General features: G+C 42.2%; 20 protein-coding genes and 1 tRNA gene. 9 read left to right on the forward strand and 12 right to left on the reverse strand.

The window, feature by feature from the left end:
- Positions 1-46 precede the first annotated feature (46 nt).
- The 3 genes from epmB to lpxC all read left to right on the forward strand — a co-directional run bounded on the left by epmB (position 47) and on the right by lpxC (position 2,314).
- Entirely contained in the window at positions 47-1,063 is a 1,017-nt protein-coding gene (epmB, locus tag L3D27_RS02135) for an EF-P beta-lysylation protein EpmB (RefSeq protein ID WP_432481425.1), read from the forward strand.
- Positions 1,064-1,120: 57 nt separating this feature from the next.
- A tRNA-Val gene (locus L3D27_RS02140) sits at positions 1,121-1,197 on the forward strand.
- A 199-nt stretch (positions 1,198-1,396) separates the two neighbouring features.
- Positions 1,397-2,314: a UDP-3-O-acyl-N-acetylglucosamine deacetylase gene (gene lpxC, locus L3D27_RS02145; protein ID WP_284674035.1), complete on the forward strand. Its 918-nt coding sequence runs from the start codon at positions 1,397-1,399 to the stop codon at positions 2,312-2,314.
- Between the two features lie 328 nt (positions 2,315-2,642).
- Here lpxC and L3D27_RS02150 read toward each other — a convergent pair whose 3' ends face one another.
- Complete coding sequence (locus L3D27_RS02150; RefSeq protein ID WP_373628070.1) at positions 2,643-3,158, reverse strand: hypothetical protein; 516 nt, start codon at positions 3,156-3,158, stop codon at positions 2,643-2,645.
- A gap of 272 nt (positions 3,159-3,430) precedes the next feature.
- Here L3D27_RS02150 and L3D27_RS02155 point away from each other — a divergent pair, with 272 nt between their 5' ends.
- Positions 3,431-4,093: a CHAP domain-containing protein gene (locus L3D27_RS02155; protein WP_432481427.1), complete on the forward strand. Its 663-nt coding sequence runs from the start codon at positions 3,431-3,433 to the stop codon at positions 4,091-4,093.
- A gap of 97 nt (positions 4,094-4,190) precedes the next feature.
- On the opposite strand, the gene L3D27_RS02160 is transcribed toward L3D27_RS02155, so the two are convergent.
- The gene (locus tag L3D27_RS02160) at positions 4,191-4,790 is read right to left on the reverse strand and encodes a hypothetical protein (RefSeq protein WP_432481428.1); all 600 of its coding nucleotides are present in this window, start codon (positions 4,788-4,790) and stop codon (positions 4,191-4,193) included.
- A gap of 69 nt (positions 4,791-4,859) precedes the next feature.
- Positions 4,860-5,180: a YhbY family RNA-binding protein gene (locus tag L3D27_RS02165; protein WP_284674040.1), complete on the reverse strand. Its 321-nt coding sequence runs from the start codon at positions 5,178-5,180 to the stop codon at positions 4,860-4,862.
- Positions 5,181-5,356: 176 nt separating this feature from the next.
- On the opposite strand from L3D27_RS02165, the gene L3D27_RS02170 reads away from it, so the two are divergent.
- The 3 genes from L3D27_RS02170 (at position 5,357) to L3D27_RS02180 (ending at position 8,970) form a co-directional block, all read left to right on the forward strand.
- On the forward strand, positions 5,357-5,989 hold the full coding sequence (locus L3D27_RS02170; RefSeq protein WP_284674041.1) for an RlmE family RNA methyltransferase: 633 nt from the start codon (positions 5,357-5,359) through the stop codon (positions 5,987-5,989).
- A 125-nt stretch (positions 5,990-6,114) separates the two neighbouring features.
- Positions 6,115-8,013 carry an ATP-dependent zinc metalloprotease FtsH gene (gene ftsH, locus L3D27_RS02175; protein ID WP_284674553.1) on the forward strand — a complete coding sequence of 633 codons (1,899 nt, stop codon included), beginning with the start codon at positions 6,115-6,117 and terminating at the stop codon, positions 8,011-8,013.
- Positions 8,014-8,190: 177 nt separating this feature from the next.
- Positions 8,191-8,970: a lysophospholipid acyltransferase family protein gene (locus tag L3D27_RS02180; RefSeq protein ID WP_284674042.1), complete on the forward strand. Its 780-nt coding sequence runs from the start codon at positions 8,191-8,193 to the stop codon at positions 8,968-8,970.
- A gap of 82 nt (positions 8,971-9,052) precedes the next feature.
- On the opposite strand, the gene L3D27_RS02185 is transcribed toward L3D27_RS02180, so the two are convergent.
- From L3D27_RS02185 to L3D27_RS02205, 5 genes are all read right to left on the reverse strand, one after another.
- Positions 9,053-9,541 carry an FKBP-type peptidyl-prolyl cis-trans isomerase gene (locus tag L3D27_RS02185; RefSeq protein WP_432481429.1) on the reverse strand — a complete coding sequence of 163 codons (489 nt, stop codon included), beginning with the start codon at positions 9,539-9,541 and terminating at the stop codon, positions 9,053-9,055.
- Between the two features lie 163 nt (positions 9,542-9,704).
- Entirely contained in the window at positions 9,705-10,220 is a 516-nt protein-coding gene (gene lspA, locus L3D27_RS02190) for a signal peptidase II (RefSeq protein ID WP_373628078.1), read from the reverse strand.
- Complete coding sequence (ileS, locus tag L3D27_RS02195; RefSeq protein ID WP_432481430.1) at positions 10,213-12,999, reverse strand: isoleucine--tRNA ligase; 2,787 nt, start codon at positions 12,997-12,999, stop codon at positions 10,213-10,215. Before ileS ends, lspA begins: the two co-directional genes overlap by 8 nt.
- Positions 13,000-13,091: 92 nt before the next feature.
- Positions 13,092-13,556, reverse strand: coding sequence for a hypothetical protein (locus tag L3D27_RS02200; protein WP_284674046.1), 465 nt, complete (start codon positions 13,554-13,556; stop codon positions 13,092-13,094).
- On the reverse strand, positions 13,553-14,320 hold the full coding sequence (locus tag L3D27_RS02205; protein ID WP_432481431.1) for an MFS transporter: 768 nt from the start codon (positions 14,318-14,320) through the stop codon (positions 13,553-13,555). Before L3D27_RS02205 ends, L3D27_RS02200 begins: the two co-directional genes overlap by 4 nt.
- A gap of 521 nt (positions 14,321-14,841) precedes the next feature.
- On the opposite strand from L3D27_RS02205, the gene L3D27_RS02210 reads away from it, so the two are divergent.
- Together L3D27_RS02210 and L3D27_RS02215 are read left to right on the forward strand one after the other, a co-directional pair.
- Entirely contained in the window at positions 14,842-16,155 is a 1,314-nt protein-coding gene (locus tag L3D27_RS02210; RefSeq protein ID WP_432481853.1) for a solute carrier family 23 protein, read from the forward strand.
- A gap of 227 nt (positions 16,156-16,382) precedes the next feature.
- Positions 16,383-17,885, forward strand: coding sequence for an alanine/glycine:cation symporter family protein (locus tag L3D27_RS02215; RefSeq protein ID WP_284674048.1), 1,503 nt, complete (start codon positions 16,383-16,385; stop codon positions 17,883-17,885).
- 213 nt (positions 17,886-18,098) lie between these two features.
- Here the strand turns inward: L3D27_RS02215 and fdxA are convergent, their stop codons facing one another.
- From fdxA to ampD, 4 genes are all read right to left on the reverse strand, one after another.
- The gene (gene fdxA, locus L3D27_RS02220; protein ID WP_284674049.1) at positions 18,099-18,422 is read right to left on the reverse strand and encodes a ferredoxin FdxA; all 324 of its coding nucleotides are present in this window, start codon (positions 18,420-18,422) and stop codon (positions 18,099-18,101) included.
- Between the two features lie 295 nt (positions 18,423-18,717).
- Positions 18,718-19,215, reverse strand: a complete 498-nt coding sequence (locus L3D27_RS02225; protein ID WP_284674050.1) for a hypothetical protein — start codon at positions 19,213-19,215, stop codon at positions 18,718-18,720.
- A 140-nt stretch (positions 19,216-19,355) separates the two neighbouring features.
- The gene (murJ, locus tag L3D27_RS02230) at positions 19,356-20,906 is read right to left on the reverse strand and encodes a murein biosynthesis integral membrane protein MurJ (RefSeq protein ID WP_284674051.1); all 1,551 of its coding nucleotides are present in this window, start codon (positions 20,904-20,906) and stop codon (positions 19,356-19,358) included.
- Between the two features lie 152 nt (positions 20,907-21,058).
- Entirely contained in the window at positions 21,059-21,682 is a 624-nt protein-coding gene (gene ampD / locus L3D27_RS02235; protein ID WP_284674555.1) for a 1,6-anhydro-N-acetylmuramyl-L-alanine amidase AmpD, read from the reverse strand.
- Positions 21,683-21,684: the final 2 nt, after the last annotated feature.

Consider the following 21,684-nt stretch of genomic DNA (forward strand, 5'->3'; position numbering starts at 1 on the left):
TATATATAGTTTTATTGAATGTTGTCAAAAGATAATGAACGATTTTATGAAAAATTCCGCCATACCAGTGGTTGATGAATTAAAAAGTACTACTTGGCAAGAGGAGCTTGGTCAAGCGGTCAGTAGCGTCCATGAGCTGTATGAGATTTTGGGTCTTGATTGTACTAAAATACACACCCCTAAGTCATTTGGGCTAAAAGTACCAAGAGCTTTTGTTCGTAAGATGAAGCAAGGTGATTTAAACGACCCTTTGCTCTTGCAAGTATTGCCAGATACGCAAGAGACAATAGCGATGGCAGGATACAGCAACGACCCTTTGCTTGAACATGAACATAATCCCATTAAGGGGTTGTTGCACAAATATAAAAGCCGTGTGTTGATTACGACCACAGGGGCGTGTGCGGTGCATTGTCGTTATTGCTTTCGCCAGCATTTTGATTATCAGGCGAATATGCCAACAGCTGCTCAAATGGGAGAAATTGGGAGTTATATTGCCGCTTGCGATGACATTGATGAAGTGATTTTTAGTGGTGGGGATCCATTAAGTCTAAGTCATCGCCGTTTGGCATTATGGTTTGAGATGATAAATGCTCTGCCCAATATCAAAACCATTCGCATTCATACTCGTCTGCCAGTAGTGTTGCCAAGCCGTGTTGATGATGCGTTACTAACCTTATTAAAAAATTCGCCTAAGAACATTGTCATGGTGTTGCACATCAATCATGCCAATGAAATAGATACGGTTTTGCAGGATAAATGCCAAGCCTTAAAACAAGCGGGTATTACGCTATTGAATCAAACTGTGCTATTAAAAAGTGTGAATGATGATGTAGATACGCTATGCAAACTGAGTCATGCGTTGTTTGGGGTAGGGGTGTTGCCGTATTATCTGCATGTACTGGATAAGGTGCAGGGGGCGGCTCATTTTGATGTGCCTATTGCTCGAGTGGTGGAGATTTATTGGCAGATGCTTGAGCGATTGTCAGGATATTTGGTGCCAAAGCTAGTTCAGGAACTGCCTAACAAGCCCTATAAGACCCCTGTTAATCTGTATCGTGAATAAAAAGTAAAAAAGTGCTTGCAAAATTTTCAAAAATTGATAAAATAATCAACACTTTTTAGGCGTATAGCTCAGTTGGTTAGAGCACCACCTTGACATGGTGGGGGTCGATGGTTCGAGTCCGTTTACGCCTACCATATTTAAACCCCTGTAACCGTAATGGTTGCAGGGGTTCTTCTTTATATTTGTTGTAAGTGGTGATTCTTTTATTAAGTAAACTAAATGTAGTCAAGCAATTAAAGATGAAATTTTGCGGATTTGATTTGTCAGTGGATGACAAAGTTGTGATGAAGTGATAAACTATTTGTTAAATATTTTGTAACATTTGGAATAGCCATGATTTATGAACGCACCATCGCTCAAGAGATTACAGCGACTGGCATCGGACTTCATAGTGGAAAGCAGGTGGTGCTGACCTTATCGCCTGCCGAAGCTGGTGCGGGTATTGTCTTTGAACGCATGGATTTGAATAATGCACATATTCCGATGAGTGCCAGTTTGGTACAAGACACCATGATGTCGTCCAATCTGGTTTGTGGCGAGGCTCGTGTCGGTACGATTGAGCATTTGCTATCGGCAGTGGCGGCGTGCGGTCTTGACAATCTTGTCATCAAGGTTGATGCTCCCGAAATGCCTATCATGGATGGCTCTGCAGCACCGTTTTTGCATCTGATTCATCAGGCCGGCATTCAAGAGCAAGACGCCCCCAAGCAGTTCTTAAAGATTGTAAAGTCCGTGCGTGTTACTGATGGTGATAAATGGGCACAGTTTGAGCCTTATGATAAGGGGTTTTTGATGGATTTTGAGATTGATTTTGATCATAAAGCCATCAAAGCTACCAACCAAAAAATTAGTCTAGACTTTAATACTGCCAATTTTGCCCAAGAAATCGGCAGGGCACGTACTTTTGGATTTTTAAAGGATTTGGAGTACCTAAGAGCCAGAAATCTAGCCCTAGGCGGTAGTTTGGATAATGCAGTGGTGCTTGATGACACTTCGATTTTAAATAAAGAAGGTCTCCGTTATCCTGACGAATTTGTCCGTCACAAGATGCTTGATGCAGTGGGTGATTTATTTGTTATCGGGTATCCGATTTTGGCACATTTTTCTGCTTATAAATCAGGCCATGCGGTGAATAATATGCTAATTCGTGCCGTGCTTGCTGACCCAAGTTGCTATGAAATTGTAAGTTTTTGTAACAAAGAAAACGCACCCATTGAATATTTAGAGCCTGTTTTTTCTATCAAAAATTAAGTCAAATTTGCTAAATAACCAATAATAAGTAAGTTTTGTGCAATTAAATAGTAAGATTGGATGGGTTTTGCCAACTGCATTATCAAGCTGGTTATTACAATCAAGGAAAAACCGCCAAATTGTAGCATCAGGCGGTTTTTCTTTTGATAAGCCTTTGTGATTCTAGGCTTTAACAATGGCGAGCCATCAGTTATCGTAGAATACGAATCATTGATTGATGTTGGCATGATGGTCTGATTTTGGTTTTTTTGATTACATAACTTTACAAAACTAGGCAATATTTACCCATCTATTCACAAAACTATGACAATAAACAGTCGTTCACTGATTAGTCATTACTCAGACGCAATAGTGCTTGCTTTAACCCTTCATGGGTGATGACAGTCGTTGCGGTTTGGTTTATAATACGCTTCGTGTTTTCGCTTAAGGTTTTTTTGGAACTGAATTGGCGAGAGTCTGATGATTGAGTTTTTGGCGTTACTATGACGCTAAGCTCTTCTAAAAAACAAAACCGTTTATCATATGCACGCAAAGCTTGAACACAACTATCGGTAAGATAGCGCATATGATTGGCAGCGGTTGTTGAAGGTAGAGCTATTGTAAGGCGATGCTTGTCTACATGAGCAATGATGCAGTCGTTAAGTAGCTCACTTGGAAACAGTGCTTGTAAAGCATTTTTTACCAAAATACCATAAGAGTGCCGTTGTTCTATCTGCTCTGCAAGGTGTTTGGGAATGCTTGCACCAGCGGCGGCTTGTTTTTCAAGCGTGCTTGCTAAGTGGTTTGGGGTGTTATTTTTGACCAACAAATCATCAATATGCTTTGGTTTTGTTAAATCGGACATACTCTTACCTATTATAATGCCAAAAAACCATGGACATGGTGTCCAACAGAGCAAGTGTATCATGCCTTACGAGTAGATTACCAACAAAATTGTATGGCTTTTTAAAAGACTGTTAAGCTGTGTTGTTTTTTGTTGTATGTGTATTGTGTTAGGTAATCTTGGTGCATTCGGATGTGTATCGCTGTTCACAAGCTTTTAATCAAAACCCAATTAAGGCCGACCAAACAAAGGGGCTAAGCCAAGTATGTTTTGGGCGTGCAAGGACTATATCTATGAAAAGAGTATTTTGGTTGATGTCAGCAGTTGGGCTGACTTTTGGACAATCTAGTATTGCCCAGTCAAATAGCATCCAAGTAGATCAAGTGGGCTATACGAATGTTGATGTGGTAAATATTGATGATACCATCAACCAGTTGATTGCTAGACAGTCAGCGACACCAACATCATACACCAACCAATATTCAAACGCATCAAATCTTAGTGGTAATTACCAGTCTTTAGCCAAACCTGCTCCGCTCACTGCAAATAGTGCACCAAGTATTGCTGCTAAGGCTGCTTCAAGAGTGGCACATGGTAAGAGTATGGGTCGCTGTGCTTTGTATGTTAGAAAGGCCTTGCAATCAGCAGGTTATGAGTTTACTCCAAACCCATCAGCGTATCAGTATGCAAATGGCACATTAGCAAGTGCAGGATTTACCAAAATCAGCAATGATAATTATCAACCGCAGATTGGTGATGTGGTTGTATTTAACCGCACTGCTCGTAACCCACACGGTCATATTCAGATTTATGATGGCAATCAATGGGTTTCTGACTATCGCCAACCAAAATTCAGCCCATATAGTGCACATAATGGCTATACCGTGTGGCGTGATATGCGTCATGCGGATGCATCGGCAGACACAGGCATTATGTTGGCTTTAAATGAACAATAAACGATGAACTGATATAGAACCGACCAATAAGGTCGGTTTTTTTGGCACTCAAAGAGATTTATTTGCACAGGGTGTCTGATGGGGGTGGAGTTTTGAGTTAGTCTTGAACTAGAGTTTGCCAAAATGCCTTGTTGTGAAAGTCGGGTGGGCTTGCATGGCAAGAAGCATAAAAAATGGGTGTGCCATTATGATATAAGGTGGCGGTAGTATTGATGTTGTTGATGTTCATCTGCTTAATGCCATCGAGTGTAACGCCTAAGTGATAGACATTAATTGTGATTTGATTTTGATAAATATGTTCGTTTTTATTGACTGTTACAGAGCCATCTGCTCGCATGGGCGGTAGCGTGCTTGGTGAGCGATAATCATCAAAGCGATACAGATTAAATGCACCATTTGGCGAAAAATTCAGCTCAAAGTAAGATTTGCCATCACCGCCTTGCAAATCAAAAAAGCATTCTAGGCAATGCTCTTCCCATAAAAAATCTTGGCGTTCTAGTTTGTCAGTAGGGTGGTAGGATACATCTAACCAGTCGCATTGCTCAATATAATAGCTTAATTGTAGGGTGTCTTTTTGGGTGCTGACGATGACTTGTATTTTTGGGGCGTCATCTGTAGTGGGTGTGAGTATAAAGCGTTTTGTCGTGGATGGTATAGCCAACCGATGAAAAAACAGGTGATGTGAATGTATGGTCATGATTTTTCTAAATGACTAAGATGGAATTGCTTAAATAAAAAGTCGCTTATACAAACGACTTTTTGATGATTAGTATCCAAATCTTGCTAAGTTAGACAGCTTAGGATTGGGTTCTGGGTTTTTGCGAAGTAACAGTACCATGCGTCCAATGTGATGAATGACTTCACTCTCGGTTGCTTCTGCCAGTGTATTTGCACACTCTTTTCTTGCGTCAGAAGAGCCTGCAGGAATTTTGATTTTGATGAGTTCGTGGTCATGCAAGGCACGCCCAACTTCTTCAATAACAGCAGGGCTAAGACCATCGCTACCAACGATGACAACAGGATTTAGGCGATGACCGATGCCACGCAACTCTTTTAGGTCTTGTTTTTGTGCTTTTTTGTTGCTCATAAATATTTCCAAAGTGAAAAATTTGCGAATTTTATGAACATTATAGCAGAAATTATCCCAAATTATCTGAGAAAATGGTAAACTAGAGCGTTATTGAATTTATTTAGTAAAATTTATCATAGACATGACGGTGATTGTTGAACGCTACCGTCGTTGTTACGGATTATTAAGGCATCATGGCAACTCGCATCACCAATAAGAAATTTTCAAAATCTAGTCGTGCTTGGATGAAAGAGCATATTGATGATTTTTATGTGCAAAAAGCCCAAAAAGATGGCTATCGTGCTAGAGCGGCTTATAAATTGCTTGAGATTAACGAAAAGACAGGTCTTATTAAAAAAGGCATGACGGTGGTGGACTTGGGTTCTGCCCCTGGCTCGTGGTCGCAAGTAGCAGGTCAGCTTGTGGGTGATGAGGGTGTGCTGATTGCTTCTGATATTTTACCGATGGATACTTTGGAGAATGTTACCTTTATTCAAGGTGATTTTCGTGAACAGGAAGTTTTTGATAAAATCATGGCTGAGGTTGATGGGCGAAGCGTCAATGTGGTACTCTCTGATATGGCACCAAACACTTCAGGTATGTCGGCAGTGGACATGCCACGCATGATGTATCTGTGTGAGCTGGCGGTGGATTTTGCTTTAAAGGTGCTACCAGAAGGCGGTGCACTTATCATGAAAGTTTTTCAGGGTGAAGGTTCGCCTGAGCTTCGTGCCCAAATGCAAAAAAAGTTCAGTAAAATTAAAAGTATTAAGCCTGCTGCTAGCCGACCACGATCAAAAGAAATGTTCTGGGTGGCGATTAAATAGATAATCTGGCTTGAATTTTTAAAGACAATCCGCATATTAACTAAAACTGCACATGGTGCAAAACAGGGCAAGCCCCTAAAAATCAGCGAATAACGCTAAGTAATATAGGAAAATTAGTGAGCGACATGGTAAAAAGCACTTTATTGTGGCTGGTTATTATTGGCGTGGTGGTTGCGATTTTTAGCAATCTAGACCGTACCAATGCCGATGCTGACCAGTTGAATTATTCATCATTTGTAACGGCCGTTGCCAAAGGCGAAATCAAGGAAGTGAAGATTGATGGCGAAGAGATTACGGGCACCAAAGTTAATGGCTCGGAATTTGAGACAGTGCGTCCCCCCATCAGTGATGATGAGTTAATGCCACTGTTGCGTGAGCATAATGTGGAGGTGCAAGGAACTTTGCCCGAGCGTCAAGGTCTAGGCTCTCAGCTATTGATTGCCGCCTTTCCCATTCTCTTGATTATTGGTTTGCTGTGGCTATTTATGCGTGGCATGGGTGGTGGTAGTGCAGGCGGCGGCATGGGTGGGCGAAACCCTATGAGCTTTGGTAAATCTAAGGCTAAAATGCTGTCTGAAGATCAAATTAAAGTTACCTTTGCCGATGTGGCAGGCTGTGAAGAATCCAAACAAGAAGTTGTGGAGATTGTTGACTTTTTAAGAGACCCTGACAAATTCACCAAGCTTGGTGCAACCATTCCACGAGGCGTACTGATGGTAGGTCCGCCTGGTACAGGTAAAACCTTGCTTGCCAAAGCCATCGCAGGCGAAGCAAAAGTGCCGTTTTTTTCAATCTCGGGTTCTGACTTCGTGGAGATGTTCGTTGGTGTGGGTGCTAGCCGTGTGCGTGATATGTTTGAGCAAGCCAAGAAAAATGCCCCTTGTATCATCTTTATTGATGAGATTGATGCAGTTGGTCGTCATCGTGGCTCTGGCATGGGTGGCGGTCACGATGAGCGTGAACAGACTCTTAACCAGTTGCTTGTTGAAATGGACGGTTTTGAGGGTAATGATGGTGTTATTGTTATTGCAGCGACTAACCGTGTTGATGTGTTGGATAAAGCCTTATTGCGACCAGGTCGTTTTGACCGCCAAGTATCTGTTGGGTTGCCTGACATTAAAGGTCGTGAGCAGATTTTAAATGTGCATCTAAAAAAACTACCACAGACCATTGGTGTCGATGTGAATGCACTTGCTCGTGGTACACCAGGATTTAGTGGAGCTCAGCTTGCCAACCTTGTTAACGAAGCTGCTTTATTTGCCGCTCGTCGCAATAAGTCGCATGTGGACATGAACGACTTTGAGGATGCCAAAGACAAGCTCTACATGGGACCAGAAAGAAAATCTATGGTGTTGCGTGAAGATGAACGCCGTGCCACAGCTTATCATGAAGCAGGTCATGCCTTGGTTGCTCAGCTGTTACCAGGTACTGACCCTGTGCATAAAGTTACTATCATGCCACGAGGCTGGGCATTGGGCGTAACATGGCAGTTGCCAGAACAAGATGCTGTTAGCAACTATAAAGATAAGATGCTAAACGAGCTTTCCATCTTGTTTGGAGGTCGTATCGCTGAAGAGATTTTTGTGAATCGCAAGTCTACAGGGGCGAGTAATGACTTTGAGCGTGCTACCAAAATGGCTCGTGCGATGGTTGCTAAATATGGCATGAGTGATAATCTGGGCATCATGGTCTATGAGGCTGAAGAGCATGGTGGTTATATCGGTGGTTCAACTCGCACCATCTCAGAGGCGACACAACAAAAAGTTGATGATGAGATTCGCCGTATCTTAGAAGAACAATATAATGTGGCATACAAGCTCATTGATGATAATCATGACAAGATGCACGCCATGGTGGATGCACTCATGAAGTGGGAAACCATCGATCGTGAGCAGTTTTTGCAAATCATGAATGGCGAAGAACCTCGTGAACCAAAAGAATATCAGCATGAAGTGCTGGACATTACTGTGGGTGCACCAAAATCGCCATTTGATGAGCTACCGCCACCATTACCTACTGCTTAACCATGGCAATAAAAAACAGTGTCGTTATGACGCTGTTTTTTATTGCCTGTCAATCTGTTCTACCAATAATCTTTTTAAATTTAAACACTCGTTCACTAAAAATGCTTGCAATTTTACCAAAAGTCTTATAGCATGATTATTTTTATTTTCTAAAATCAATTGGTAAGAAGTATTATTATGGCAGGTTTTTTAAAAACTCAATTTAATCGTGGAAAAAAAATCACAGGCATGGGGCTGACACTTGTTGGTGGATACCGAGCTGCTAAGCGTATCGGTGCATTTGGCGAGGTGCCACCTAGAGATGTCCTGCCTAAGTACATTCAAACCTTTTGCAAAAAGATGGCAAATTCATTCGGTGTGCAGGTGGTGCAGGTTGAGCGTGTTCCGCAGATGCAAGGGCTATGGGTTTGCAATCATGTCTCATGGCTTGATATCCCTGTGGTAGGTAGTGTTGCTCCTGTGTTTTTCTTATCGAAGGCGGAGATTGGTGAGTGGTTTATTTTTGGTCGTCTCGCTAAGGCAGGCGGTACACTATTTATTAAGCGTGGGTCTGGGGATTCTGCCAGTGTGAGTGAACAGATTGCTGACTTTTTGCGTGGTGGTTCATCAGTGGTGTTCTTTCCTGAGGCAACAACCACAGATGGCAAACAAATCAAAAAAATTCATGGTAAGCTATTGGAGGCTAGCATACAGACAGGATTGCCCATCCGACCGATGGTTATTGCTTATGTGGATCAAGATGGCAAGTTGTCGGATGATGCTGCTTATTATGGTAAGCGTACGATGGCACAAAGCTTAAAGAGAGTTGCTGACAGTAGTGGTATTACTGCTTATGTATTACCGCTAGATCCAATATTTCCAGAGAATAAAAAGAGAAATGAGCTAACTGCTGAGTTACAACAGGTGATGGAGATGGGATTGGCGGAATTACATAAAAGGGTATTAAAATCCAACTAAGGATGATAAACAACAAAAACAAATGATTGTTTTTGTTGTTTTTTTTGATGACTAGACCGCCTAAGAGTTCAGTGATGATTGATTAGACAAATTTTAGACTGCTTTCGCCTTTTGGCGTTACCTTAAAAATTTGCACCTTAAACAGCACCTCTTGCCCTGCTAATGGATGGTTAAAATCAACCTCAACCTCATCGTCGCCAACCTTGCTAATCACCCCAACAAGCGAGTTTTTGCCTTTATCATTAAACTCCATCATCATTCCGACTGCAGGATTCGGCTCAGATAAGGAAAACTTGGCTCGAGGGAAAGTTTGTACATTGTCGCTGTTCCACACGCCAAAGGCTTGTTCTGGTGGTAGGTGGGCGGTTCTGACATCGCCTGCTTTTAGATTGATGAGAACCTGCTCAAAGCCTAAAAGTAGACTCTCATCGCCAACAGTTAGGCTGACAGGCTCATGACGCCCAAAGGTTGAGTCAATCACTGTGCCATTGGGTAGGCTGACTTCAAAATGCAGACTGACGACACTGCCGTGGGTGATACGAATCTCTTCATTAGGTAGAATTGGATTCATGGGTTGCTTAGCCTATATTGATTAAATTTGCTTAGTTTATCATAGGCGTAATTGATAGTAAAATATCCAACGAGCGTTAGAAGGCTGTGCTAAATCAATTTTATAAGCATAATAAAAAAGGGCGAAAAACCACACCCTTTTTAATGCTGGCATCATAAAGGCGCTAAAGTGTTTTGGGCTGCCGTTTTTTTTCTAAAAACAACATATCATAAACAACCAATACCATGCCTATACAGATACCAATATCGGCAATATTAAAAATCGGATAATGCCAAATATCAGCATAATGGACATGAATAAAATCAATGACATAGCCATAAAGAAAACGGTCAACTACATTGCCAATTGCACCGCCTAGCACCAATGCCAAGCCGAGCGATAATGCTTTAGCCATGCGTGGAACTTGCCGTATATAAACCGTGAGAAATACTGCTACTGCTAATCCCAAAACAGCAAAAAACCATTTTTGCCAGCCTGCTTGGTCAGCCAAAAAGCTAAATGCTGCACCATGATTATAGGCTAAAGTCCAATTTAGTAGAGGCGGTATGACATCTACTGTCTCATACAGTTCAAAACGACTATTAAAGTATATTTTAGTGATTTGATCAAGCATGAGTACAACAAGAGCGATGAGATAATATTTCATCGCGTTGTTATTGGATGGGGTGATATTAGGCATAATGACGCACTTCTCCATCACCTTCAATGTTGGTTATACAGCGACCACACAATTCAGGGTGTGCTTTGTGTGTGCCAACATCCGTACGAATGTGCCAACAGCGGGTGCATTTTTGCCCTTCGGCAGGCGTGATGGCGATATTCAACTCTGTCCCTTGAGAGATGGTGGCATCACTGGTAATAAAGACAAAGCGTGCCTCATCGCCTAGTTTTGCTAGGGCTTGATGGGTTTTTTCTTCGGCACTGATGGCAACCTTAGCTGTCAGGTTTGAGCTGATTAGCTTCTCGGTGCGAGCATCTTCGATGGCTTTATTAACCAAATCTTTAGTGGATAATATCGCTTGCCAGTCATCTTCTGTGATGTCGTGCATGGCGGGCGTTGGTAGCTCGTACCACAGCTGAGTAAAGACATATTTGTCATCATCTTTGTTGGTGCGAACCAGTTCCCACGCTTCTTGGGAGGTGAATGGTAAAATTGGTGCAATCCAGCGAATGAGTGCTTGTGCGATATGATAAAGTGCGGTTTGGGCCGAGCGTCTTGGCTGACCGTCTGCACGAGTGGTGTAGGTGCGGTCTTTGATGATATCCAGATAAAAACCACCCAAGCTTTGTGAACAGAACATGGAAATGGCTTGCACCACTTGGTGAAAGTCCATGTCGTCATACGACTTGATGACGGTTTGTTGGGTTTGACTAGCAAGATGTAAGATGAATTTATCAACACTGACCAAATCGTCAATCGCCACAGCATCGGTCGCCACATTAAAGTCGCTCGTGTTAGCCAATAAGAATCGCATGGTATTGCGAATACGGCGATAGTTATCTACCGCCCCTGCAAAGACTTTTTGTCCTGCACTCATTTCGTAGCGATAGTCGGCAGAGGCAATCCATAGGCGGAGCATATCCGCCCCTGTTTTATCGATTTCTTTTTGTGGTTCGATGATATTGCCCACGGATTTACTCATTTTATGGCCTTTTTCATCAACCACAAAACCATGTGTCAAGACCTGCTTAAACGGTGCTCGCCCATAAATGGCTTCAGAGGTTAACAAAGAGGTCTGGAACCAGCCACGATGTTGATCCGAACCTTCTAGGTACATATCAGCAGGGTTGGTTAAGCTGTCATCTTGACCAAGTACAGTAAAATGCGTTGTTCCAGAATCAAACCAAACATCTAGCGTGTCAGTAACTTTTTGATAGGTATTGGCATCATCACCTAAGAATTCACGAGCATCTGCGTCAAACCACGCTTCAATACCACCTTGTTCAATCACTTGGGCAACTTTTTCGATCAGCTCGCTAGTATTTGGGTGTAGCTTACCCGTATCCTTATGAATAAAAAAGGCAATCGGCACTCCCCAAGTGCGTTGGCGAGAGATACACCAATCAGGACGGCTCTCCACCATGGCCTCAATGCGGTTTTGCCCCCATGAAGGTGTCCAAACGACTTTCTTGATATCTTCTAGAGCTTTTTGACGCAGTCCGCCTTGCTCCATGCTGATAAACCACTGAGGTGTGGCACGAAAGATAATCGGTGTTTTGTGTCGCCAGCAGTGCGGATAGCTGTGGGTGATTTTTTTGTGGTTTAATAAATGCCCACTTTCTTCTAGACTTGCAATAATCTTTGGCTGCGCTTTATAGATATGCTCACCGACAAAAATTGTGGCTTCTGGCAAATAAACGCCATTCACTCCGACTGGGTTTTCGGTCGGTAGGTCATTGGCACGCCCAACATTATAGTCGTCCATGCCGTGAGCAGGAGCGGTATGTACCAGACCTGTACCACTATCAGCTGTTACATGTTCACCTATGATAAACGGAACTTGGCGGTCACAGATGAGCGGATGTTGGGCTTTTAGGGCGGTTAGTTGTTCGCCTTTGATGCTAAATAAGGTAGTATAATTCTCAATCCCTATGGATTTGGCAAAATCATCTTTTAGACTATCTGCCACGATATAGATTTTATCGCCAGTTGTCAAAAACGCATACTTAAGCTCGCTGTGGACAGCAATCGCTTGGTTGGCAGGCAAAGTCCAAGGGGTTGTTGTCCAAATCACAGCCTGCAGCGTACCTGATAAATCGGCGGTTACTGCTAAGTTTTCACGACCTAAAACATCAAAAGCAACATAGATGGCGTCTGATTGTTTGTCTTGATATTCCACCTCGGCTTCAGCAAGGGCAGAGCCACAGTCCAAGCACCAATTGACAGGCTTTAAACCTCGCACAATATGCCCATTGTCATAAATTTTGCCCAAAGCACGCACAATGCCTGCTTCGGTGGCAAAATTCATCGTCAAATAGGGGTTGTCCCAATCCCCTAGCACGCCCAGTCGCTTAAAGTCTGCCATTTGTAGCTGGATTTGGCTGTTGGCATAGTCTCGGCAATGCTTGCGAAATTCGGTGGCATTAACTTGTTGACCAACTTTACCAACTTTGGCTTCTACTTTTTGTTCAATTGGCAAGCCATGACAGTCCCAGCCTGGCACATATACCGCATCAAAACCTGAGAGATTTTTGGATTTGGTGATGATGTCTTTTAATACTTTATTTACGGCATGACCTAAGTGGATTTGACCGTTGGCATAAGGGGGGCCATCATGTAAGATGTATTTTGGTAAGCCTTTTTTGGCGGTACGAACTTTTTTGTAAAGTTTGTCTGCTTCCCATTCGGCTAGCCATTTTGGCTCTCTTTTGGCAAGGTCGGCACGCATGGGAAATGGGGTGTCGGCAAGATTTAGGGTGTTCTTGTAGTCGGTGGCTGGATTGGTTGGCTGACTCATTTTATTGGCTCTAAAATCAAGAGAAATACTAATTATACCCCAAAAAACAGGCTTTATAAAGACAAACTTGCCCCAAATACTGCAATCGGTGTTTATGAATACAGTTTGGGATAAAGCGTGCCATAATGACCATCCAATCTCTCATCGCCAATTTGATAGATGTGAGCGATGGTGGTATTTTTAATGACTACCCAAGACAATATCAGCATGATAAAGCCTACTGTACCATAAAAATAAATCAACACATCGTGTCGTAACGCCCAAGTCGTCAATACCACCCCAACAGGAATGAACGCAATACAACACGCCAAAAAGACAAATTCAAAACTGGTGCGAACATGCTTTGGGGTAGCGGTACAGCGAATGTGCATACTGCTGATATTAAACATGACCACGCCAACACCCATCATCGCAAGTGCAATACAAAAGCCATAAAAATTATCCACCACAGACAGCACAATCCCAACCGCCACCAATAAGATGCTGAATGCGACAGTCCTTTGCTTGCCAAGTGATTGATTAACTATTTTTAACAAATAAGCACTGCCAACCATCATACCGATACCAAAAAACTTTCGGCAATGCCAATATAAAACGCAGGTAATTTGAATTGGTAGGCAATCTTATAGGGAACGATATAAGCAATGATTGGCGTGATGATAAAATTTGTCAATGATGATACCAAAACCATCAGTCTTTCGATGGGATTGTTAAGCAGGATGTTAAAAGTGTTTTTTGATGGGTGTTCTGGGCTTTGTTTTAATTTGATGTCTTTTATGCCATAAAATAAGAGACTGCTTATTAAGGAGAAAATCATACAAAATAAGATGATTGTCTGGGCGTTAAAATAATGAATGACAAACCCAGAGATGGCAGGGGATAAGATGGTATTGATGGCATTGACAAAGCCCCGCACCTTAAAAGCGTGCGATTTGTTATCATCAAGATACAAATCGTTGGTAAGGCTTGTCCCCAGCGGATTTAAAAGAATACTAATCATCGGACTGATGATAAAAATCATGCCAAAAATAAAATAATGCTGCACAAATGACAATGCTAAAAAAGACAGCAGGCAAATCAAACAAAAGCCAATTAGGGTCTTTTTGCTGTGAATGGTGAATGACGATTGATGGTATATACAAGAAAATAAGAGTAACGCCAATACCTGACACGCCCAAGAGATACCAATAAACACGCCCAAATGTTCAGACTGATGAAAGGTGGTGAGCATGAGCCAAACAAATAAAAGTCCGATCGTTCTGATGCTTGTATTGAGTAGAGTTTCTGTAAATTGATAGAGATAAAAATCTTTATGCTTCATCTTCTCTCCCTTGGGGTGTTTTGCACCTTATCTTAGCTGTATGCAAACTTTGGTGTAAATGCTATGGTTTTATTAAGCCATAGGCATTAAACGGGTGATGTCATAGATGAGCTGTGTTGCAATATCCATTGGGGTAAAATACCGACTTCTTGTCATGAATTCTTATTTTTATGCGATTGCAATTATATGATTGTTGCCAAGTCTAGCAGCCTTGTTTTGGTATTCACTGAGTTAATATAACATACTTTTACTCTCTTGTGGTTTTTTTATTGTCGATAACATCAGCTAAAATTGATAAAAAATATGGCAATTTTTGTAAAATTTTGTTATAATTTTGCGATTTTTTTAATCGGTACGCCATAATGACTTTTAATGTTCTAAACTGTTTTAGCAATCAATCAGCATACCGCCTAGTAACGGTGCTAAATAAGTCATTGAAAAATATCTATTTTTTTAAAATAACCAATAGCCTTATCGTTATTGGTTTTTTATTACTCCAAAATCAATAAAATAAGGGTAATATTATGTCGTTTTTTCCAAAATACCGACCTTATACGGGCAATCTTGATACTACGCCTGTCGCCACGAATGAATACCTGCCTGTTACGCAGACTGCCATGCTCGGCATTCAGCATGTGCTAGCGATGTTTGGGGCGACAGTTTTAGCACCGATTTTGATGGGCTTTGATGCCAATCTTGCCATCATGATGAGCGGTGTTTGTACGATTTTGTTCTTTTTGATGACAGGCGGGCGTGTGCCGAGCTATTTGGGTTCGTCTTTTGCCTTTATTGGGGTAGTGGCGGCAGCGACTGCTCACGCCACTGGCTCTGGTGCAAATCCTAATCTTGGTGTGGCATTGGGCGGTATCATTGCTTGCGGTATTTTGTATGCGGTGATTGGGTTTTTGGTGATGACAACAGGCACCAAGTGGATAGAGAAGCTGATGCCACCTGTGGTTACTGGTGCGGTGGTGATGATTATTGGACTAAATCTTGCTCCTGTTACGGTCTCATCTGTTGCTGGCAAACCATTTGAACTGTGGATGACTTTGGTAACTGTGCTTTGTATGGGCATGATTGCAGTATTTGCACGAGGATTCATGCAGCGTCTGCTACTACTACTTGGCTTGGTGCTTGCCTACATTATCTATGCCATCGTAGCAAACGGTTTGGGGTTTGGTGCACCGATTGATTTTAGTGTTATTGCTCAAGCGGCATGGTTTGGTATGCCGAGCTTCTCATCGCCTGTATTTGATATGAATGCCATGCTCATCATTGCACCTGTTGCGTTCATTTTGGTTGCAGAGAACTTAGGACACATCAAGGCGGTTGGTGCGATGACAGGTGAAAACCTAACGCCACATTTGGGCAAGGCATTCGTTGCAGATGGTGTAGCGACCGCATTGTCAGCCAGTGTGGGTGGTACAGGCATGACGACCTATGGCGAGAACATTGGAGTGATGGCGGTAACTCGTGTATATTCAACCATCATCTTTGTGGTTGCAGGGGTGTTTGCAATTTTCTTGGGCTTATCACCAAAATTTGGTGCACTCATTCAGACAATCCCTGCACCGATTTTGACAGGTGCTTCCATCGTGGTATTTGGTTTGATTGCCATTGCAGGTGCAAAAATCTGGATTGATAATAAGGTAAACTTTGCAAATAACAAAAACCTCATGGTTGCTGCCATCACCATCATTTTGGGCACAGGCGATTTTGGGTTAATGATTGGCGAGTTTAATTTGGGTGGTATTGGTACAGCAACTTTCGCTGCCATCTTGCTGAATTGGTTTTTAAGTTTAAAAGAAGCAACAAAGACAGAGCAAGCTCATTGATGGTTAAAAATTGACCGCAATTGTTGCTTGATGGATAACGATATTTACAAAAGGTTTGCATATTTGTAACAAAAGCCTTATAATAAGTACATCTATCCATTGCTAATGTATCAAGTGATTTGATGGCAACAGGCGGCAGCCACGATGAGTTGTCGCCTTTTTTCGTACTTAGTGCTATTGATTTAGTATGGTTATAAATTCACAAAAATAAAAATATGGGGTCAATCATGTATGATAATCCATTTTCTTGTACTGCACAGCCAACTTTCGTTGAAGGTCTGCATTGTGTGGTAAATGCGTTTAGTGCACCGCTTTGGGATGTCTTGCTGTGGCTACTGATTATAGCCGGTTTGTTTTTTACCGTGATGTCAGGTTTTGCACAGTTTCGCCTATTTGGTCGCAGTGTTAAGACCATGTTGGGTAGTCGCACAGGTCATGATGAGCGTCAGGGAATCTCTGCATTTCAGGCTTTTGCTACAGGCTTGGCAAGCCGTGTTGGTGTGGGTAACATCGCAGGGGTGGCACTTGCCATCGGTATCGGTGGTGCAGGGGCGGTCTTTTGGATGTGGCTGATTGCCTTGATTGGTATGTGTTCAGCATTGGCAGAATCAAGTCTGGCTCAGTTGTTTAAGATTAAAGATGAAGCAACAGGACGGTTTCGTGGTGGTCCTGCTTACTACATTGAGCAAGGACTAGGTCAAAAGTGGCTTGGGCTTGTGTTTGCCTTGGCTTTGATTGTGTGCTTTGGCTTTGTGTATCAGTCAATTCAATCAAATACCATTACGCTGTCAATTCAATCGGCGGTAGGTTGTACTGCTCAAGATGATGCGTGTCAGAGTGATTGGCAGATTTATAAGCACATCATTGGTGCGGTATTGGTGATATTGGCTGCCCCTATTATTTTTGGTGGTATTAAGCGAGTATCAAAGATTGCTGAAGTGATTGTTCCTGTGATGGCGACAATCTATCTATTGGTATCGGCTTATGTCATCTTGATGAATATTGGCGACCTGCCTGGTGTTATTACGCTGATTTTTAGCAAGGCGTTTGCTTTTGAGGCGGCAGGTGGCGGTCTGCTTGGTTCTATGGTGTCAATGGCAATGATGCAGGGCATTAAGCGTGGTCTGTATTCTAACGAAGCAGGTCAAGGCTCTGCCCCAAATGCGGCAGCGGCAGCGAGTGTTAAACATCCTGTGGAGCAAGGCACTATTCAGATGCTCGGTGTATTTGTTGATACGCTGATTGTCTGTTCTTGTACGGCATTTGTGATTTTACTTGCGACCATGCCAGAAAACGCAGCCGATCTATCTGGTGTACAGCTTACCCAAGCGGCCCTTGAGAGCCATGTGGGCAGTTGGGGTCAATATTTCTTAGTGGTAATTTTGTTCATGTTTGCATTCTCAACCATCATTGGTAACTATGCTTATGCAGAGTCAAATATGCAATTTTTGAAAAATAACCCTGCGGTATTGACGCTGTTCCGCTTGTTGGTGCTTGGCTTTGTATATTTTGGAGCGGTAACAAAAGTGGCAGTTGTTTGGGACATGGGTGATTTGACCATGGGAATTATGGCTTTCATCAACTTAATTGCCATTTTACTGCTATCAAGATATGTATTCTTGCTTGTCAAAGATTATACCAAGCAAATCAAGGCAGGCGTAGCAGAGCCAGAGTTTAAACTGGATAACTACCCAGAGCTTAAAGCAAAAATTAAATCTGATATTTGGTAATTGTATAATAAAAAAGACCTGCTATTGTGGCAGGTCTTTTTGTTTGGCTAGGTTTCGTGTTGATTGGGTATTGGTATAGACCCGTTCTATGTAAACTTTGGTAGTTATGGGTACTTATGATCTTTTATAATGAATGGCTGGGGGTAAAGATAGTGGGTATAAAAAAGCCCATCACAATGGGCTTTTTAAAGAATATACCGTCAATATTGCTAATTAACGCTCAAGATATTGAATCTTACCTGCAACACCGTCCCACTTTTCATGCTCTGGCATTGGGTTTTTTTTCTCGGTGATGTTAGTCCAAATTTGTGATAACTCTTCGTTTAGGGCGAGATATTCTTCTTGACCTGATGGGATTTCATCTTCGGAGAAAATGGCATTGGCAGGACATTCTGGCTCACACAGTGCACAGTCAATGCACTCATCAGGATTGATGACCAAAAAGTTCGGACCTTCATAAAAACAGTCCACAGGGCAAACTTCCACACAGTCGGTATATTTGCACAGCACGCAGTTATCGGTTACAACAAAAGTCATGGGAGTACCTTGGCTAAAAATGGCTAACAGGTAGCAATAAGTTTATTATCAAAAATGCACAATGTATGGGCATGTATAAAACGAGCTATATTTTAACTTGTTTATGAGATTTTCTCAAACAAAACCTGTCATTTTATTATGCCAAAATAGAAAAATGATTGATGAAAACTGCAAATAGCAAGCGTCATTAAGCAAGATGATGACCCATGTTGGCTTAATGACGCTTTGATGACATTGGTGAACTAAACTTAGATAAGCAAATAGATTGCTGATGGGTTTAGTGTGTTGATGCATATCAGTTCGCCTTTAGCTGAGCTTCTTTGGCGACTTGATAGCAATGATCAATATGTTCAAAGGCGATTTTTTTGAAAATCATATAACCAATGGTGGCAGCGACCATTTGACCGCCAAGTGGTACATATTTAGCAACTTGCTTACCAATGATACGACCACCAAACCCTTGAATGGTCTTATTTACCACGCCACGAGTTGCCACTAGACCACCAATGGCAACGATACGGTTTTGAATGCTTTGTTTGCGGTCTTGTTCGCTGACGCTACTGTTTGGGTCTGTCGGTTCTTGCAGTTCGAATCTTTTGGTGATTTCAGGCAAGAGTTTGGACAGCATGCCAACATCAATCGCTACATCTATGAATGGCACAGGAATGATGGCGACACCTGCCGAGATTTTAGCACGAGATTTGGCAAGAGTGCGACACTCGGCACGGACTTGTTCAAGGTCTAGATTTGGATTGAAGTCTTTAGCGATGGGCTGAGAGATTGGTTTTATCATGATTTGTTTCCTTTTTAAATGGGTTGGTGATATATCAATTTATTGTACATGATATACAACCCATTATTGTACATGATATGTAACTAAGCTGTAACGATATGAGTTGTTTTGTGTAGAATTAGCACACTAAGTACGAACCATTAGTGATGCTTGAGATGGCGTGGGCGAAAGCCTGTGCTAAGCAATGCTATGCCATAGACCAATGCACCCATCACACAGATGCCCAAAAGAGTAAAGATTCGCATCAATGTACCGCCATCGGTTGGATAATAGGGCAGTAGCATGGATAATGCCAGCACCATTGCAAGGCTTGATATAACAAATTGTAAACCCATCTTTTGCCAATGCTTACATAAGCGAAAGATGTCTCGCTTATGTAAGAAATAGTAAAGAAGCCCTGCATTAACAAAACTGGCAGCGGTGGTTGCTAATGCTAAGCCACCATGTAGTGGAAGCTTCATCAAATAAAAAATACCAATGAATAGTACACTAAAAATCATGTTAGCAAATACAGAGATGATGCCAATCTTAACGGGGGTCTTGGTATCTTGCCCTGCAAAAAAGGCGGGGGCAAAAATCTTGATGAGCATAAAGCCTAAGATGCCACCTGATAGGCACTTTAGGGCAAAACCGCTCATCAGAGCATCATTTTGGGTGAATTCGCCACGCACAAACAAGGCATTCATCAGCACATCAGACAACATGAACATGGCAAGTGAAGCAGGTAGTCCCACAAGAACAACCAGCCTTGCTGCCCAGTCGAGTGTTTTTTTGAAGGTGTCATCATCGGCTTTGGCACGACTGGCGGACAGACTTGGCAAAATCACTGTGCCAATTGCAACGCCAATTAGTCCTAGCGGTAGCTCGCTTAAGCGTTCGGCAGCATAAAGCCAAGATACCGAACCGCCAATCATCAGCGAAGCAAAAACAGTATTTAGCAGTAGGTTGATTTGAGTAACGGATACGCCAAAGATGGCAGGGAGCATTAGTCTTAAAATGCGTACCACGCCTTCGTGCTTGAATTCTATTTTTGGGGCGATGAGTAGCTTTTGGCGATACAACTGCGGTAGTTGAATCAAAAGTTGTAGTAGCCCAGAGATGGCAACTGCATAGCCTAATGCCATGATGGGTGTATCAAACATTGGGGCAAAGAGTAGTGCTGCCAAAATCATGCAAACATTAAGCAATACAGGTGCAAAAGCAGGAGTAGCAAAACGACCATAGCTTTGCAAGATACTGCCAAAAAATGCCGTCATAGAAATAAATAGCAGATAGGGGAATGTCAGTCTTAATAGTTCGGTAGCTGCCACAAACTTGATGGGGTTGTCTTTAAACCCAGGAGCGAACAGATGAATGATAACTGGTGCGATGGCGATGATAATGACAGTTAAAGTAAGCAGTATAACGCTTAGCACGCCTGAGACACGGCTGATGAGTATCTGAACTTCGTTGAGCGTGCGTTTTTCCTTGTATTCGGATAAGATGGGGACGAAGGCTTGGCTAAAAGCCCCTTCGGCAAATAAACGACGCAAAAAATTTGGGATTTTAAAGGCGACCAAAAAGGCATCCATCAACCCACCGGCACCAAATACACCCATCAAAACAACATCACGCAACAAACCTAAGATGCGAGAGAGCATGGTCATGGCACTAACCACCATGGTTGAGCGAAAAAGACGAGATTTTGCCATAATACAGCTTAACAATAAAAAAGAATATTATAATGGATTTTTGTAGAGTTCGTATGCAAAAGTTTATGTAAATTTTTAGCTGACTACTGTGAGCTTTATCAGTAATAAAAAAGCTGTGGCAAGGGGTGGTAAGATAAGGATTTTGGTTGAGCTTAGATGGTTGTTTTGATTTTACTATCGTTATTATTTAGGCATAGTGTTTCAATCATTTGTCTGATTCTTGACCAATCAAAAAACTTGCCAGGATCGCTTTTTCGGGTTGGTGCGATATCGCTATGCCCCATTAGATGACGCATTGTCTTGGGGTAGGCTTGGTAAATGGCATGAATGACCTGAGCCAGTGCTGTATATTGAGCATCAGTAAAGGGCGAAAAATCATCTCCTTCAAGCTCAATGCCAATGGTAAAATCGTTGCAATTTCTCCTGCCTAGATAGACCGACTCTCCTGCGTGCCAAGCCCGATCATCAAAATTAACAAATTGTACGATTTTGCCGTTTCTTTTAATGAACAAATGGGCAGAGACCTTCATCGTATAGATGGTGGTAAAGTACTCATGATCATTTGGGTTTAGTTGATTTTGAAAAAAGGCTTCAACAAAGTGTATGCCATTTTTGTCGGTTTGTTCAAATTGGGATGGTGGCAGGCTAATATTATGAATGACGATACCGTCAATAGTGGGCGTGCCATCAATGGTGGGGCGAGTGTTAAAATTGGGCGATGGCATGAAGTTTGCCCCTTCTAATACGCCATTTTTTATGCTGAAATGCGTCATGATGA

The sequence above is a fragment of the Moraxella sp. ZY200743 genome, from assembly GCF_050885545.1.
Taxonomy (GTDB): Bacteria; Pseudomonadota; Gammaproteobacteria; order Pseudomonadales; family Moraxellaceae; genus Moraxella; species Moraxella haemolytica.